The following is a 16702-nucleotide window of genomic DNA, read 5'->3' as shown; positions in this document are numbered from 1 at the left end:
GGCCCCCTCCCTCGGGAGGGGGCCGACGCGTCCGGCGGCGCGGGGCGGTGTCCGGAAGTCAGAGCGGGCGCAGGGAGGAGAGGATGCCGTCGACCGTCCCGGACGGGGTGGCCTGGCCACCCGAGGTGTCGGAGTAGACGACGAGGGAGTGGACGTCGTCCCCGCTGGGTGCGAGGAACGCGAAGACGGTCACCTGGGCCTCCTCCGGGTAGCACGGGTGCTCGGCCACCCGGGCGGTGGCGGTGGTGCGGTGGCCGCCGAGGCCGCCGGCGGTGAACGCGACGGTCTCGCCCACCTCCACCTCCGGCTCCCCGCTGTCGTTGCCGTAGCCGGCCTCGGCCCATTCGCCCGCCAGGAACAGCGACAGCTCGGCGGTGTCGACGACCTCGCCCGCACTGGAGGTGCCGGACATCCCGGGGGCGGGCGGGTAGTCGTAGCAGGGCTCCTCGCGGGCGCCGTGCTCCGCGGCGCCGCCCATGGCGACCCGGGGGGAGTAACCGAACGGGGCGTCGGGGTCCTCCTCCTCGAATCCGACGGTCAGGCCGGGGGAGTGGGCGTACCAGTCGCCGGGGACGTCGTAGGCGATCCCGCGGTCCTCGACCGCCACGCCCTTCCAGCCGGCCGTCGTGGCGTCGGTCAGCGCCCCGGCATCGTCGGCGGTCGGGGTGGTGACCGGGACCGGGCTCGCGTCGGTCGAGGCGGAGGGCGACGCGGGCGCGGCGCCGGCCGCCTCGCCCGATCCGGCGAACAGGTCCACGTCACGCAGGTAGAGGGCTGCGAGGACGATGATCGCCACGGAGAGGGCGCCGATGAGCGTGCCGACGGCCATCGCCATCCCGCGGCCGGTGGCGGGCCCAGAGGGGGAGGGTGGGGAAGGGGTCATGGCAGGTGAGACGGTACCCGCGCGCTTCCCGTTCCGTCCGGCGCCGGACGGGGCGCACGCCGGTGCGTGCGGAGGTGGACGGCATGACGCGACACGCGACCTGCGGCGACCCCGCGGCCCATGACAACTGTCATGGCGGCGGGCGCGGAGTTGTCATGCCGTTAAGGGGAGGACCTCACCGCTCCGCGATGACATCGCCGTCTACCAGGCCGGTCCCGCGTCCGCGAGGGTTGGGGAATGACCTCGACACGGACAGACGCTGACGGCGGCGCAGGACCGCCTCCCAAAGGGGCCGCGCCGCACGGCCCGGTGCCCGATCCCCGCCGCGCGCGCCCCGGCCGCGCCCCCGGGCGGGTCTGGGCCATCGCGCTGGCCGTCGGTGCGGCCGTCGCCGTCGCCGCCTACGCGACGATGCCCAGCGGCGGCCCGGGGCCCGTGGAGCTGGAGGGCGACGCGGAGCTGGCCGCCACCGTGGCCGACGCCATCGAGGGGCGCGAGACCCAGGTGCAGGGGCTGAGCGTGGCCGTCATCGACGGCGACGGCACCACGGCGGTGACCGGCGGTACCGCGGACGGCTCGGCCCCCATCACGGCCGACACCCCGTTCGAGACGGGGTCGGTGTTCAAGGTCGTCACCGCGATGGCCCTCGCCGACATGGCGGAGGACGGCACGACGTCGCTCGACCGCACCCTCGGCGACGTCTTCCCCGACGTCGGGTTCTCCTCCCCCGAGACGGCGGCCATCACCCTGGAGCAGCTGGCCAACCACCAGTCGGGGCTGGAGCGGGTGCCCGCCGAGGAGCTGGCCTCGTCCTCGAACCACGTCTTCCTCGCCACCGACCCCTACCGCTCCTTCGCGCCCCTGACGGAATCACTGGCCGCCGCGGTCCCCCGGAACCAGGGGGAGTGGGCCTACTCCAACTTCGGCTTCGCCGTTCTGGGCGAGGCCCTGGCCCGCGAGGCCGGGACGTCCTACGCCGAACTGGTGCGCGAGCGCGTGCTCGACCCGGTCGGCATGGACGACACGTTCATCCTCGGCGCCGACACCGACACGGTCCCCGAAGGCGCCGCGCTGCCGCACATGGAGGCGGGCGCGCGCTCGCAGCCGTGGAACGCCGTGGCGTACGCCCCGGCCGGCATCGGGACGTGGACGACGACCGCCGACCTCGAACGGTTCCTCCGCGCCGTCGTCGACGGCACCGCCCCCGGCATGTCCGCCACCGAGGCGGCCTACGACGGCCCGACCGAGGAGACACGGCTCGGCCTCGCCTGGATGACCACGGACTTCGGCGACGGCGTGCGGCTGGTGCAGCACAGCGGCGGCACGTTCGGGTCGACGGCGTTCGTCGCCTTCCAGGACGACCGCGCGGTCGTCGCCCTGTCCAACAGCTTCCAGATCGACGTCTCCTTCGTCGGCCCCGCTGCGCTCGGCGCACCCGAGGTGGTCACCGTCGCCGAGGGCGGCATGTCGTTCTCGCCCGCGGTGGGCCTGTGGACGACCCTGCCGCTGGTCCTGCTGCCGGTGCTGCTCGCGGTGACGCTGATGATCCGCCGCCGCACGCTCATCGGCCAGCGCCCCCTCGACCGGCTGCGGATCATATCGATGCCGCTGGGCGCGCTCGCGGTGCTCGTGGCCGCGCTCCGCATGGGGAGCTGGGTCTACACGCCGCCCGTGCTGTGGGCGCTGGCGATCGGAGCCGTCGCCGCCTCGATCGCGGTCGGCGCCTGGTTCTGGCCGCGCGTCGCGACGAACGCGGCCCGCTGGCGGTGGCTGCACGCCGTGCTCTTCGTCCTGTCGGTCGCGGTGTCGCTCGCACTGGGCGGGGCGGCGCTGGCAGGGCTGGTCCTCGCCAACGGCTGACCACGGGCGGTCCCCAGGGACAGGAGACACCCCCGGATCGGGGCCGGTCCGGCCGCGCCGCACCGCCGCGGCCCCACCCGCGGCAGCGGCCGGCACCGGTCCCGGGGACACCGGACGGGAGGGGCGGCGGGCGGGGAGACCGGCCCGCCGCCCCGTTGCGCCTGGGACGCAGAGGCCGGCGGGGACGACGGATCAGCCGGTCGCGGCCAGGGCGTCGCAGACCTCCAGCAGGCGTGCGCGCAGCACCCCGCCCCGTTCGGCGAAGGAGCGCTGAGCGGCCACGTACTCGGCCTTGCCCTCGGCGGTCTCGATGCGCACCGGGGCGTAGCCGTACCGGGCGAGATCGTAGGGCGATGCGCGCATGTCCATCTCGCGGACGTCCTTGGCGAGTTCGAAGCAGTCCACGACGAGTTCCCCGGTGACGGCGGGGCTGAGCTTGTAGGCCCACTTGTAGAGGTCCATGGTGGCGTGCAGGCACCCGGGCTGGTCGAGGTCGGCCTGGCCCTCCCGTGTGGGCCGGAGCAGGTTGCGCGGGCGCGCCTCGGGGGTGAAGAAGCGGAACGCGTCATAGTGCGAGCAGCGGATCCGGTGGGACTCGACGACCCGGTCCGTTCCCTCGGCCCCCAAGCGCAGGGGGACGGCGGAATGGCGCACGTCGCCGGGGTCGAGCCGGTAGACCATCGCCCACTCGTGGAGGCCGAAGCAGCCCAGGTGGGCGGGGCGCCCGGCGACCGCGCGCAGCAGCGAACCGACGAAGGCGACGGTCCGGCCCCGCGCGGCGGTGAACGCCGCGGTGTCCAGTCCCACGCCCGTGACGGCGCGGCCGGATTCGCCGACGACGCCGACCTCGGCGTACCAGCGGTCCGCGAGGCGGTCGCGGGCGGCGTCGCCGAGCAGTGCGGTGCCGACCCCCGGGTGCCATCGGCGCAGATGGGCGGGTTTGTGGCTGTAGTAGGTGAACAGGAAGTCCTCGACGGGGTGTGCCACCCCCTCGGCCCGGCGGCGCAGATGGCCGGCGAGCAGCGCGTCCACCCGCGTGTGGTGGGCGTGTTCGCGCTCGCGCCAGGCGTCCGGCGAGAGGGCGGCCGCCGCGGCCCGACCGGCGGCGCTGGAGGTGGTGGTGCCCGGTTTCATCGCCCTCCAGGGTAGGCCGTGCCCGAGCCGCCGCGGACGGCCGCGGGCGCGCCGCCCTCAGGGGGCCGGTCCTGCTTGCCGGTCCTGTTCGGCTGCCTCTCGGGGAGCGGTCTCGGCCGGAATCGCCCGTTCACCGTCCTGTTCGCCCGCCTTCGCGGGAGCGCCTTCGGCCGGGACGGGCCGCTTCCCGCCGCCCGCCCCCCGTCGGCGCGCTGTCTCACCGCTCCCGGGTCGCGTTTTCCACAGGCGCCGAATCGCGGTGGTGGCGCGGGGCGGCGGTGTGGATCCTGGACGTGGAGGGACCGGCCCCGCGGGGCCGTCCGCGGCGGCCGCCACGTCGGCCGCAGCCCGTCCCACCGGGCACCGGAGCCCCGGTCCCCGGCACCCGCGACCCTGAGGAACGCCAGTGGACCAGCCCATCGTGACCGTGGTCGGCCGCCTCACCCACGACCCCGAACTCCGGATCCTGGGCGACGGAACGCCGCTGTGCGGCTTCACCGTGGCCACCGCCCCGCGCTTCTTCGAACGCACCACCGGATCCTGGCGCGACCACCGCACCGTGGTCCTGCGCTGCTCGGCCTGGCGGCGCCATGCCGCCAACATCGCGGTCACCCTGGCCCGGGGCATGCGGGTGATCGTCACCGGCGAACTCCGCCGGCGCCGCTACACCGACCCGCGGGGCAGGGTCCGCGCCGTGACCGACCTCCGGGTGCACGATGCCGCACCGGCCCTGCGGTGGGCCACGGCGCGGGTCGACCGCCAAGAACCCGGGGAGGACCCGCCCCTCGCGATCCCCCGGCCGCGCGGCACCGACCCCTGGGGCCGGTGCTCCGGCCGGCGGTCCGCCTCCGCCTCCGCGTCCACCGGCGATCCGCCGTTCTAGGGCGGGGATGGTCGTGGACACCCGCGCGGCGGGCGGTGCCGGGGCGCGGAGCGGTTCCGGCCGCACGGCGGGCGGGGGCCGGCCCCAAGGGGCCTGCGGAGCCGCCCTTCGTCCGCCATCCGCCCTTCCGCGTGGTCTGCCGTCCCAGGTGGGCGGGCGGCCATGGATCGGCGGGCGGGCCGGGGCCCACCGGACGGCCGCCCCTACCGCGTGTGCGCCACCGCAGGCGGGCACGCGGTCGCGGCCCTCGCGGGCGGAGGCGTCAGTTGGTGTGCTGGATGGGCAGGTGGCGACCGAGGTAGCCGATGTAGATGCGGTTGGTGGTCTGGGGGCCGAGGTGGGGATAGAAGTACAGCCGCGGGCAGATCCCGTACTCGGTGTCGAGCTTGATGTGGGCGAACATCGGCACCTCGCCGCTGGGGTCCACCTGGTGGGGCACCTTGAACACCCGCTTGTCGCTGAGCTTGTCGCGGTTGCGCACGTGGTCGCTCTCCTGGGCGGCCAGCCGCCGCACCGGGATGGCGCGGTAGCCGTCGGGCGGCTCCCGCAGATAGGCGTGGAAGCTCAGGCTGCTGTCGGGATGCTCCAGCTGGTAGCGCGCGTAGTCGTCGAGCGCGAGCAGCGCCTCCCACGCGCGCGCCACCCACAGGTTCTCCTTGCGGCTGCCCGTCAGCTCGCGCACGGTGTCGCGGTCCTCGATGGTGAAGAACAGATGGGGGAAGTAGTGGTCGTCGGTGATCCGCTCCAGCAGGTCCTCGACCTTCTGCGGCGGGCGCTGGCGCGGGTCCGGCGGTACGGCCTCACTCGCCAGGCGGTACAGGCCCTCCTCGTGGAGCCGCCCGCGCAGCCAGGTCAGCTCGTGGCGGGCGGCGTGCAGCGCCTCGCGCGCGGAGTCGAGCTCCTCGGTCAGCTCGGTCAGCTCCGCGGCCAGCCGCTCGCGCTCGCGGGTGAGCTCGGTGGTGCGGGTATTGAGCCGGCGCGCCTCGGTGCCGAGCCGCTTGGCCTCCAGCGCCTTGTCCGACAGCCGCCCCTTGAGCAGCATGATGATCTCCGTCACCTGCGGCGACGCCGACATCAGCGGCGTGGGGCGCGACGGCACCGTGGGGTCGGAGTCCTCTTCCTCCTGGATGAACACGTCGATCTCCTCCTCGTTGAGGAGGGAGTCGATATCGCGCAGCGCCGGCGGCAGCGGCGAGTCCAGCGCGTTGTCGCGCACCGACCGCGCCAGCGCCAGGCTCACCCAGGCCCGTACCCGGCCGCCGTCGCGCGCGGAGTCGAGCGTGTGCGCGCTCATGCGCGGGTGGCGCAGGCCGTCGGAGGTGTCGGAGAACTCCACCCGGGGCAGGAACGTGCGCACCCCGCCGTGGGGCACGTCGAACCCGTGCGGCAGCAGGGCGTCGACCTGCTCCTGGGCCGCGGCGTCGAGCACGTAGCCCGCGCACATGCCCGTGGAGCGCGACAACACGCCGCTCATGGTCTCGCGCCACCCCGCCACCGTCATGTCCGCGGGCGGCACGCTGACCACCACGGCCAGGTGACGGCCGGGGTCGCCGATCGAATCGATCAGCGCGCGCACGGCGCCGTCCTCCTTGCCGCGCACGATCTTCGGCTCGGCCGGGAGCCGGTGCCCGCCGTCGAAGCCGGGAACCTCGTCGAGCAGCATCCGCACGGCGTCGGGCGGTGCGATGTCGAGCCGCTCGCTCCCCGACACGTCGCTGCGGGGATCGGCGGTCATGTCGATCCAGATATAGCGGTGGGCCAGCCGCTGCGGGTCCGACACCGCGGTGACGGTCGTGCGCCAGACGCCGTCGGGCTTGTCCGATTCCGTGGTCAGCCGCAGGAAGCTGATGTCCTCTTCGCGGTTGTCGTGCCGGAGCACCATGGCCCGGGAGCGCTTGCTCAGCTCATACGCTCCGGAATGCGTGAACGACACCCGGGCCCCCGCGGTGCCGCGCTTGCTCAGCCACTGCGAGAGCACGGTCGAAGTCGAGGCGATCACATCGTGGTCCAGGGGGACGGTGACGATGCTGCGGTAGACGAGGGACACTCCTGCTCTCCCGGTGGGTCACGAGATCCGGAGGGCCTCGGAGCGGTCTGGCCTGGGATGTGGTGGATGGCCCTCATCGACCACTGTGGCCTAACCGGGGCGGATTCGCCAGACACGATCGAGGCCCGGGAACGATCAATGCGTCGCCGCCGCGCGCCGCCGGAGCGGGGCCGCGGCCGGTCGGCCCGCGTGTGCCGGCCCCGGGGCCGGCACACGACGGTTCGACGGAACAGCAGGTCAGTGCGCTAGCACGTGCCGGCCCAGCTGCATTCGAGCTCGGCGTCGGGGGCCGACGACGATTCGTCCGCGCGCGCCGACAGGCCGGATGTGGTCGGCGACCAGCGGGAGAACTCCGCCAGGCGGACCGCGATCGCATCCTGGACACCCCGCGGAGCGGCGCCCGGGTACGCGTTGTTCATGACCACGAACGCCAGTTCCTCGCCGTCGGCCGCGGTGACATAGCCCGACAGGGAGCTCGCCCCGGTCAGCGTTCCGGTCTTGGCCCGCACGTTGCCCGCGGCGGCGGTCCCCTGCATGCGCGCCCGCAGGGTGCCACCCACCAGGCGGTCCGACACCCCCGCGACCGGCAGCGACGCCTCCCACGTGCCGAACCACGGCTCGTCGGAGACGGCCTGGAGCACGTCGATCAGGGTGACCGCGTCGAGCTGGTTGGTCCGCGACAACCCCGACCCGTCGTGCGCCTCGAACCCGCTCTCGCTGACACCGATCCGCTCCAGCGCCGGGCCCAGCTCCGCGAGCCCGGCCTCCCAGGTGCCCTCGCCCGCGGTCGCGCGCCCCATCGCCTTCACCAGGATCTCGGCGTGGCCGTTATTGGACAGTTTCATGAACGGCACGAGCAGGGCCCCGAGCTCCTGGGACTCCCGCTCGGCCACCGGCACGGTGTCCTCGGGCGCGGTGCCGCGCGCGATGTCGCCGCGCACCTTCACCCCCTGCTCCTCCAGCGCCGCGGCGAACAGGTGGACCGCGTGGTCGGTGGGCTCGTGCACGGTGCGCAGGTCGGAGAACGGCTCGCCGCCGGCGGGGAGCACGCCCGCCGCCGTGAAGACGTTGGTCCCCGGGGCGCGGGTGACGTCGGCGGTGGCCTCGGCGTCGGGCGCGCCGGTCTCGGCCGTGTTCTCGATCGACAGGTTGCCGGCCATGGGGTCCAGCGCCACGTCGACGGGGTCGCCCGCCGCCGCGCCGGGGCGCGCGGTGACGTTCACGACCCCGGTGTCGTATTCGTCGTTGGCCGCAACCGTGAGAGCGGAGATCTGCGCGGCGTAGTAGTACGGCTCGTCGCCGGCCTCCCAGTCGGGGGCCAGCCGCTCGGTGTCGAACCAGGTGTCATCGGCCAGGAGGTCACCGGTGACCTCGGTCACCCCGGCGGCGGCGACCTGCGCGGCCATCTGGTCGAACGCCCCGCCGGTCAGGCTGGGGTCGCCGGTCCCGGACAGGTAGAGGTCGCCCTCGACCCTCCCGTACGCGGGGGCCTCGGCAGCGGAGACGGTGGTGCTGAAGGTGTGGTCGGCCCCGAGCACGTCGAGTGCCGCGGCCGAGGTCAGCAGCTTGATGTTCGACGCGGGGATCAGGGGGGTGGCGGCCTCGTTCTCGTAGAGCACGTCGCCCTCGGACAGGCTGGTCACGGCCACTCCCGATACCGCTCCCTCAAGCGCGGGATCGGCCAGCAGGGCGTCGAGGTCGGCACGGAGGTCGGCGATGCCGTCGGCGGTGTCGGCCGCGACCGGCGAGGCCAGCGGCACCGTGAACACGGCGGCGGCGACGATCGAGAACGCCAGCCGCGGCGGGGAGATCGGTAAGCGGGTGGCCGTCATGAGGGCAGCCCTTCGTCGAGCGGTGAGGTCGACCGCGCGCCGGGAAGCGTACGGTTTCCTGCGGCAATCTACACCGCGAGCGATCACGTGGGAACGAGGAGTGGCCGCGGAACCGAGCGACTCGGTAGTGGGCCGGGCCTTGTGACGCTAGTCTCATCGAACGCCCACATCCTCCTGACCACAGCGTTCGCGAGGCCGCTTTATGACAGAACGAGACGACGGCGCACCTCCCGCGTGCCCGTGGCACGCCGACGCCGTTCCGCTGTACGAAACGGTGTCCGAACCGGATCGGAGGCGCGTCTGGGAACCCCTGCGCTCCCGGTTCGGTCAGGTCGCTCCGGTACTTCTCGAACCCGACCTGCCCGCCTGGCTGCTGCTGGGCTATGAGGAGAACCTCGAAGTCCTCCGCGACTGGGGGACGTTCTCCCGCGACACCCGCCGCTGGAACGAGATCCGCGACGGCCGGCGCAAGCTCGACGAGGGCCTCCGGCCGGCCATGGGCTACCGCAAGAGCGCCATCTACTGCGACGGCGCCGAGCACGCGCGACTGGCGGCGCCGATCAGCGACGCGCTGTCCCGGCTGACCGACACCCGCATCCGCACGGACATCACCGAGGCCGCCGACACGCTCATCGACGACTTCTGCGCCGAGGGCAGCGCCGACCTCGTCGCGGACTACGCCGACCTCCTGCCCGCCCTGCTGATGAACCGCTTCTTCGGCCTGGAGGACATCTACGGCTACGTGCTGGGCGAGCTGTCGGGGATCATCTGGACCGCCGACGGCGCGCGCGGCGCCGACGCGGTCGTCCAGCTGCGCAACTACTTCGGCGGCCTGGTCCTCCAGAAGCGGGCGGTGCCCGGCTCCGACCTCACGAGTTGGATGATGGAGCACCCCGTCGGCCTCACCGACCGCGAGATGGCCGACCAGCTGGTGCTGCTCTCGGCGGCGGCGCAGGAGCCCACGGCCAACCTCCTCGGCAACGTGCTGCGCGAACTGCTGGTCGACCCCGACGTCGCACGCGAGTACGCCAGCGGCGGCCTGCTCCTGGACGACATCGTCAACCACGTCATCTGGACCGAGCCGCCCATGCAGGCGCTGTGCGCGCGGTTCCCGACCCGGGACGTGACCATCGACGGCACCCGCATCGCCGAGGGCGAGCCGCTCATCATCGGCTTCGCCCCGGCCCACCACGACCCCCGGCTGCGCGACGCCCGCGACGACACCGGCTCGCCGCTGCCTTCCGGCCACAACAGCGCCCACTTGACGTGGGGAGCGGGGGAGCACCGGTGCCCGGCGCAGTCGCTGGCGCTCCAGGTGGTGGCCCTCGGCATCGAGCACCTGCTCGACCGGCTGTCGGGGGTGCGCCTCGCCGTCGATCCCGGGGACCTGCGCTGGCGCCGCGAACTCCTCTCCCGGGGGCTGACCTCGTTGCCCATCGAGTTCACCCCGGTCCCCCCGCCGGCCCGCCCGGCCCCGGCGCCCCCCGCGGCGCGGCCCGCCGACGGCGGCGAGCCCGTGCCCCAGACCAATGACCTGCTGCACCGGGTGATGCGCTGGTGGCAGGGCAGCGGGAGGAGGCGGCGGCGCTGACCGCCTGCCGGGGCACCGTTCCACTGCACTCTGGACAACGGTGCCCCGGATGATTGGCCGGGACGGACAAGAGGCGCGGGCGCCGGCCGCGTTAGCGTCACGGGCATGTCCACACGCCCGTTTTGGCTGGCCGGAAGCGCCGTGACCGGCGACACCGAACTCACGGTGCTCAATCCCTACACCGGGGAGACAGCGGGGACCGCCGCGGTCCCCTCACCCGCCCAGATCGAGCTCGCGGTCGCCGCCGCCGACTCCGTCGCACCGCGGGCCGCGGCGCTCCCCGCGCACGTGCGCGCCGAGGCGCTGGCCCATGTCTCCCGCCGTCTCGGCGAGCGCGCCGAGGAGATCGCCGCGCTCATCACCGCGGAGAGCGCGAAACCGATCACGTGGGCCCGGGTCGAGGTCGCCCGCGCCGTCTCGGTGTTCCGCTGGGCCGCCGAGGAGGCCCGCCGCGACAGCGGCGACCTCCAGCGCCTCGACACCGACCCCGCGGCCACCGGCCGCATCGCCCTCATCCGCCGGGTTCCCAAGGGACCGGTCCTGGGCATCTCGCCGTTCAACTTCCCGCTGAACCTCGTCGCCCACAAGATCGCCCCCGCGATCGCCGTGGGCGCCCCGATCATCCTCAAGCCCGCGCCGGCCACGCCGCTGAGCGCGCTGGTCCTGGGGGAGATCCTGGCCGAGACCGACCTGCCCCCGGGCATGGTGTCGGTGCTGCCCATGCCCAACGAGCGCGCCGCGCCCCTCATCACCGACCCCCGCCTGCCGGTCATCTCCTTCACGGGCGGGCAGTTCGGCTGGGAGCTCCAGCGCCTGGCGCCGCACAAGCACATCACCCTGGAGCTGGGCGGCAACGCCGCGGCCGTCGTGCTCCCCGACGCCGACCTCGACTGGGCGGCGCGCCGGATCGCGGTGTTCGGCAACAACCACGCCGGGCAGGTCTGTGTGGGCGTCCAGCGGGTCATCGTGGACGACCTGGTCTACGACGACTTCGTCGCCGAGCTGGTGCGCCGGGTCGAGGCCCTGCGCACCGGCGACCCCGCCGACCCCGCGACCGAGGTGGGTCCGCTCATCGACGAGGGCGCGGCGATCCGGGTGGAGTCCTGGGTGCGGGAGGCGGTGGAGGCGGGCGCCACCCTGCTCACCGGCGGCGGCCGCGACGGGGTGACGGTGGCCCCCGCGGTGCTCGCCGACGTCCCTGAGGACGCAAGGGTGGTCCGCGACGAGGTCTTCGGTCCGGTGCTGGTCGTCCAGCGCACGAAGGGCGTGGACGAGGCGTTCGCCAAGGTCAACGCCGGAGACTACGGCCTCCAGACCGGTGTGTTCACCCGCGACCTCCAGGTGGCCTTCCGGGCGCACCGCGAACTGGAGGTGGGCGGAGTGGTGATCGGTGACGTTCCCTCCTTCCGCGCCGACCAGATGCCCTACGGGGGCGTCAAGAAGTCCGGGGTGGGCAAGGAGGGCCTCGCGGCGGCGATGGCGGACCTGACCTACGAGCGCGTCCTGGTCCTGACCGGCGTCCAGCTGTGAGGCGCCGCCCCGCCGCGTCGCCGGACCTGGGCCGGCGCCCGGTCCGGCGGCGGGTCACAGGGCCGCGGCGCGCCGGTAGAGGGCGCGGGCCTCCTCACCCAGGCGCGGTCCGTACTGGGTGCGGGAGTCGTCGGCGTACTTGAAGCTGACGACCGACGTGATGGTGCCCGTCCCCTTGCCGGTGTTGAAGTCCGAGAGCCACGGGCCCCCGCTGGATCCCTCCGTCATGGCGCAGGCCATGCCGTTGGCGGTGGTCCCGCCCTGGTCGGGACGGGTGGACCCGGAGCAGTAGTAGAGGTGGCGCCCCTGGAAGCCGCCCGCGGAGGGGTAGCCGAAGGCGTAGACGGGGCCGGACGGCGCGCCGCCGAACGCGATCGGCTGCCCGCCGGCGCGGCTCTGGACGTGGTCGCCGCCATCGGTGCCCAGCACGGCGAACCCGAAGTCGAAGCTGTCGTCGGCCCGCTCGGACCATTCGGGCGCCACCAGCATCTCGCGCGCCGGGTAGCGGCCGTACGGGCTGTCGCCGTCGGTGTAGCCGGGGGCGAACGTCCAGTTCCTCGCCCATGCCCCGGTGCCGTCCTTGAGGCAGTGCCCCGCGGTGACGACGGTGTCCTTGTTGCCGGCGCTGACGACGGACGCCGAACAGGTGAAGTCGCGTCCCCCCATGGTGAGGAAGACCCGGCCCGTGGTGCGGGTGACCTTGCCGCCGGCGGTCCAGCGCCGGCCGGTGCTGTCGGGGCGCGGCGCGGCCTGGGGCGCGATGGCCTGCGGCGCGGGCAGCGGCAGGTCGCGCGCGACGCCGGAGAGGAGGCTGTCCAGCGGCTGGGCGGCCGCCATGCGCGCGGGCGTCCAGTGGGCGAGCATGTCGCGGGGGTCCTCACCCGCCGCCGCCGTGGAGTGGACGACCTCGTGGGCGCTGGAGGGGGGTGTCGGCGCCGCTATGGCGGAAGGGGCGCCGGCCACGGCGACCACGGCCGCCATGAGCGGCCCCAGGACTTTGCAGGCGAGAGTCATGGCACTGGATTTTGCCATACTCAGCGTGACGTATCGGCTACTCTTCGACTACTCTTCTCGATTGCTCCGCGATCATCCCACCCGCCGGATCCCGCGGCGCGGCGCGCCGTGCACACCACGTGCCATAGGGCCACATGCGCCGCGAGCCCCACGGCGGTGCCCCGCACCGCTCCGAGCAGCACGCAGCGCACCAGGTCGTAGCCGCTGACCGCGGCCCGCGGCGACATCCCCAGCAGCACCGCCCCCGCCGTCGCGGCCAGGGCCACCGCGGCGACCGCGCAGAACCGGACCGCCCGCGGCGCCGCCGCCACCGGGCGCGGCGCCGGAGGGGCCGCCCGCACCCACAGCGCCGCCCACACCGCCAGCGCCGCCAGACCGCCCGCGGAGCTCGCGTACATCAGCACGTTGAACAGCCGGTGGGGCCCCACGACACCGGCCCGCAGCAGCGGCCACGCCTGCACGCCCGCCCCGCCCAGCTGGGTGACCGAGTCCCAGGCGATGTGCGTGACCGCGCCGATCAGCAGCGCGGCGCCGGCCGCCGCCAGGTGGAGCGGGGCCGGCCGGGGGAGCACGGCCGGCATCCGTTCGCGGACCGCCCCCGGGGCGAGCGCGGCCAGCGGAGTGCGTACGGCCGTGCGCGCCACCAGCAGCACCGCCGCGCCCAGCAGCACGTCCGCCGGGAGCCCCCACAGGGCGTGGGTGGTGTCGGAGCCCACCGGCAGCGGCAGGTAGTAGGGCAGGTCGGGGGCGACCGCGCCGACGGCCAGAGCGGGCAGCGGCAGTGGGGTGCGGGCCAGCGGCAGCACCGCCGCCACGTGGCTCACCGTGAAGGGCATCCCGCAAGTATCGGGCCATCGCCGACCAGGGGCGGCCATCCGCCCCTGATCCCGCCGGCGCGCCGCCCGGCGTGCCGGACGTGCGCCAGAATGGAGGGGTGCGAATCGCGGAACAGCTCCTCCAGGACCCCTCCTCCTCACAACGGCGCGAGGTCGTGATCCTCGGGTCCACCGGCTCGATCGGGACCCAGGCCATCGAGGTCGTCACGGCCGACCCGGACCGCTTCCGGGTGACCGGCCTCGCCGCGGGCGGCGGCCGGATCGACCTCCTCGCCGACCAGGCGTGCGCACTCGGTGTCGAAGCGGTGGCGGTGGCCGACCCCGCTGCGGCCGCCGGGCTCACGGCCCTGCTGCGCGAGCGCGGCAGCGCGGCGAAGGTCCTCGCCGGCCCCGAGGGGGTCGCCGAAGTGGCGTCCCTGCCGTGCGATGTCGTCCTCAACGGGATCACCGGGGCCCTGGGCCTGGAGTCCACGCTCGCGGCGCTGCGCGCGGGCCGGCTGCTCGCGCTGGCCAACAAGGAGTCGCTCATCATCGGCGGCCCGCTGGTCCGCGAGGCCGCCCAGCCCGGCCAGATCGTGCCCGTCGACTCCGAGCACTTCGCCCTCGCCCAGTGCTTCCCGCGCGTCCCGGCCGCGGAGCTGACCAGCCTGGCCCAGGGCCAGGTCGGCGCCCGGCTCGACGAGGTGCGCCGGCTGGTCATCACCGCCAGCGGCGGGCCCTTCCGCGGGCGCACGCGCGCCGACCTCGCCGCGGTCACCCCCGAACAGGCGCTCGCCCACCCCACCTGGAGCATGGGGCCGGTGATCACCGTGAATTGCGCCACCCTGGTGAACAAGGGGCTGGAGGTGATCGAGGCCCACCTGCTCTTCGACGTGCCCTTCGACCGCATCGAGGTCGTGGTCCACCCCCAGTCGGTCATCCACTCCATGGTCGAGTTCACCGACGGCTCCACCCTCGCCCAGGCGAGCCCGCCCGACATGCGCATCCCGATCGCCTACGGGATCGCCTGGCCGCACCGCGTCAGTGGGGCCGCGCCGGCGATCGACTGGACCACCGCCCAGAACTGGACCTTCGATCCGCTCGACCACGACGCGTTCCCGGCGGTCGGCCTCGCCTGCGAGGTCGGCGCGGCGGGCGGGACCGCGCCCGCGGTCTACAACGCCGCCAATGAGGAGGCGGTCGCCGCATTCCTCGACCGAAGGCTGGCATTTCCCGCGATCGTGGACACGGTCGCGCGGGTAGTCTCGGAGCAGCAGCGGGCGGACCCCGGTGCGGCCCTGTCCCTGGCCGACGTCTACGCGGCCGACGAATGGGCCCGTATCCGCGCCCGGGAGCTGATCGCCCGGTCCGCATGAGGAGAGGTACATGGTCGCGCTACTGACCGCGCTCGGGATCATCCTGTTCTTCGTTGGCCTGCTGCTGTCCCTGGCCTGGCACGAGCTCGGCCACCTCGCCACCGCCAAGATGTTCGGCATCCGCTGCACCCAGTACTTCGTGGGCTTCGGCCGCACCCTGTGGTCGACCCGCAAGGGCGACACCGAGTACGGCGTCAAGCTCGTCCCGCTGGGCGGCTTCGTGCGGATGGCCGGGATGATCCCGCCCGCCAAGCGCGCCCCCGACACCTCCGGCAAGCCGATGTCGCGCTGGCGGGCGATGATCGAGGACGCCCGCGAGGCGTCGCAGGTCGACCTCGAACCCGGCGACGAGAACCGCCAGTTCTACCAGCGGGCACCGTGGAAGCGCGTCATCGTCATGGCCGCCGGCCCCGGCATGAACCTCATCCTGGCGGTCATCCTCTTCACCATCATCCTGATGGGCGTGGGCCTGCCGCAGAGCACCACGACCGTCGACACCGTCGCCGAATGCGTCCTGCCGGCCGACTCCCCGGCCCGCGACTGCCCGGACGGCGCCCCGTCCACCCCCGCCGCCGCGGCGGGACTGCTGCCGGGCGACCGCATCGTGGAGGTCGGCGGCACCCCCACCCCCGAATGGAACGACGCCAACACCGCGATCCGCGACTCCGTCGGGCCCACCGAGATCGTGGTGGAGCGCGGCGGCGAGACCGTCGCGTTCGAGGCCGACCTCATCGAGAACGACGTGGTGGCGCGCGATTCCAACGGCGACATCGTCTTCCGCACCGACGCCGACGGCGAGCCCGTCACCGATGAGCAGGGCTATCAGATCCCCGACACCCAGACCGCCGGGTTCCTCGGGATCACCTTCGCCCAGGAGCGGAGCCCGCTCGGGGTCGCCGACACCGCCGCCTACATGGGCGACGCCGTGGTCGGCGTCGGCCGGGCGCTGTGGGAGCTGCCCTCCAAGGTCCCCGGCGTGTTCCGGGCGGCCTTCATGGGCGAGGAGCGCACGGTCGACTCCCCGGTGGGCATCGTCGGCGCCTCGCGTATCGGCGGTGAGGTGCTGGCCCAGCCGATCCCCATCACCGACCGGGTGGTCTTCCTGGTCAACATGCTGGCCGGGGTCAACCTCTTCCTGTTCGCGTTCAACATGCTGCCGATCCTGCCGCTCGACGGCGGGCACATCCTCGGCGCGCTGTGGGAGTCCGTCCGCCGGCGCTTCGCCAAGCTGTTCCGCCGCCCCGACCCGGGCCCGTTCGACGTGGCGCAGATGATGCCGGTGGCCTACATCGTGGTCGCGTGCTTCGTGATGTTCAGTGTCATGCTGCTGATCGCCGACGTGTTCAACCCGGTACGCCTGGTCCAGTGACGCCGCAGGCGGGCGCCCCCGCGGGGGCGACACGCCGACATGGGGTGTGAACCCCCTATTTTCCTCTTGTCGGCGTAATGCCCTGCTCAATGCGGGTAACCTGTGCGGTGGAAGGGGAGCCCGGGATCGAGCCCGGCTTCCGTCTGGTGGCGCCGTGCCCCGGCACCGGCCGCCCGGACTTCAACGGCCTTCAAACGACGCCGCCGGCCGATACCCCGGCGGTCGACGAGGTGAAATCGCGTGTCCGTCGATCTCGGAATCCCTGTCGCCCGTCCGCGCCCGTTGGCGACGCGGCGGCGATCGCGGCAGATCATGGTCGGCGGTGTCCCCGTGGGCGGGGACGCCCCCGTCTCGGTGCAGTCGATGAC

Annotated in this window: 12 protein-coding genes and 1 pseudogene; 7 read left to right on the top strand and 6 right to left on the bottom strand. The window is 73.9% G+C overall.

Annotated features, from left to right (window positions below; all coding sequences use genetic code 11):
• Window positions 1–58 precede the first annotated feature (58 nt).
• Window positions 59–883 carry a DUF8017 domain-containing protein gene (locus ACFO4E_RS29560; RefSeq protein WP_378580534.1) on the bottom strand — a complete coding sequence of 275 codons (825 nt, stop codon included), beginning with the start codon at window positions 881–883 and terminating at the stop codon, window positions 59–61.
• A 309-nt stretch (window positions 884–1192) separates the two neighbouring features.
• Between ACFO4E_RS29560 and ACFO4E_RS29555 the strand changes: the two genes are divergently transcribed.
• Window positions 1193–2743 carry a serine hydrolase domain-containing protein gene (locus ACFO4E_RS29555; RefSeq protein WP_378580532.1) on the top strand — a complete coding sequence of 517 codons (1551 nt, stop codon included), beginning with the start codon at window positions 1193–1195 and terminating at the stop codon, window positions 2741–2743.
• A gap of 192 nt (window positions 2744–2935) precedes the next feature.
• On the opposite strand, the gene ACFO4E_RS29550 is transcribed toward ACFO4E_RS29555, so the two are convergent.
• A complete protein-coding gene (locus ACFO4E_RS29550; RefSeq protein ID WP_378580530.1) occupies window positions 2936–3877 on the bottom strand; it encodes a 3-methyladenine DNA glycosylase in 942 nt (313 codons plus the stop codon).
• A 406-nt stretch (window positions 3878–4283) separates the two neighbouring features.
• Between ACFO4E_RS29550 and ssb the strand changes: the two genes are divergently transcribed.
• On the top strand, window positions 4284–4760 hold the full coding sequence (gene ssb, locus ACFO4E_RS29545; RefSeq protein WP_378580528.1) for a single-stranded DNA-binding protein: 477 nt from the start codon (window positions 4284–4286) through the stop codon (window positions 4758–4760).
• Between the two features lie 262 nt (window positions 4761–5022).
• Here the strand turns inward: ssb and ACFO4E_RS29540 are convergent, their stop codons facing one another.
• Both ACFO4E_RS29540 and dacB read right to left on the bottom strand, forming a co-directional pair.
• Window positions 5023–6807, bottom strand: coding sequence for a hypothetical protein (locus ACFO4E_RS29540; RefSeq protein WP_378580526.1), 1785 nt, complete (start codon window positions 6805–6807; stop codon window positions 5023–5025).
• Between the two features lie 245 nt (window positions 6808–7052).
• On the bottom strand, window positions 7053–8639 hold the full coding sequence (gene dacB, locus ACFO4E_RS29535; RefSeq protein ID WP_378580524.1) for a D-alanyl-D-alanine carboxypeptidase/D-alanyl-D-alanine endopeptidase: 1587 nt from the start codon (window positions 8637–8639) through the stop codon (window positions 7053–7055).
• 202 nt (window positions 8640–8841) lie between these two features.
• Between dacB and ACFO4E_RS29530 the strand changes: the two genes are divergently transcribed.
• Together ACFO4E_RS29530 and ACFO4E_RS29525 are read left to right on the top strand one after the other, a co-directional pair.
• A complete protein-coding gene (locus ACFO4E_RS29530) occupies window positions 8842–10230 on the top strand; it encodes a cytochrome P450 family protein (protein ID WP_378580522.1) in 1389 nt (462 codons plus the stop codon).
• A 105-nt stretch (window positions 10231–10335) separates the two neighbouring features.
• Window positions 10336–11760 (top strand): aldehyde dehydrogenase family protein, encoded by a 1425-nt coding sequence (locus ACFO4E_RS29525; RefSeq protein ID WP_378580520.1) that lies wholly within the window; start codon window positions 10336–10338, stop codon window positions 11758–11760.
• Window positions 11761–11814: 54 nt separating this feature from the next.
• Here the strand turns inward: ACFO4E_RS29525 and ACFO4E_RS29520 are convergent, their stop codons facing one another.
• On the bottom strand, window positions 11815–12774 hold the full coding sequence (locus ACFO4E_RS29520; protein ID WP_378580518.1) for a trypsin-like serine peptidase: 960 nt from the start codon (window positions 12772–12774) through the stop codon (window positions 11815–11817).
• Window positions 12775–12794: 20 nt separating this feature from the next.
• Window positions 12795–13610, bottom strand: a complete 816-nt coding sequence (locus tag ACFO4E_RS29515) for a DUF4184 family protein (protein WP_378580517.1) — start codon at window positions 13608–13610, stop codon at window positions 12795–12797.
• Between the two features lie 98 nt (window positions 13611–13708).
• Here ACFO4E_RS29515 and dxr point away from each other — a divergent pair, with 98 nt between their 5' ends.
• The 3 genes and pseudogenes from dxr to ACFO4E_RS29500 form a co-directional block, all read left to right on the top strand.
• Entirely contained in the window at window positions 13709–14965 is a 1257-nt protein-coding gene (dxr, locus tag ACFO4E_RS29510) for a 1-deoxy-D-xylulose-5-phosphate reductoisomerase (protein WP_378580516.1), read from the top strand.
• Window positions 14966–14975: 10 nt separating this feature from the next.
• Window positions 14976–16334: a M50 family metallopeptidase gene (locus tag ACFO4E_RS29505; protein ID WP_378580515.1), complete on the top strand. Its 1359-nt coding sequence runs from the start codon at window positions 14976–14978 to the stop codon at window positions 16332–16334.
• Between the two features lie 240 nt (window positions 16335–16574).
• Window positions 16575–16702: pseudogene (locus ACFO4E_RS29500) on the top strand (flavodoxin-dependent (E)-4-hydroxy-3-methylbut-2-enyl-diphosphate synthase); the annotation flags it as partial.

This window comes from Nocardiopsis mangrovi (genome assembly GCF_042653925.1).
Lineage (GTDB): Bacteria > Actinomycetota > Actinomycetes > Streptosporangiales > Streptosporangiaceae > Nocardiopsis_B > Nocardiopsis_B mangrovi.
This window is presented reverse-complemented; position numbering and strand designations above follow the sequence as displayed.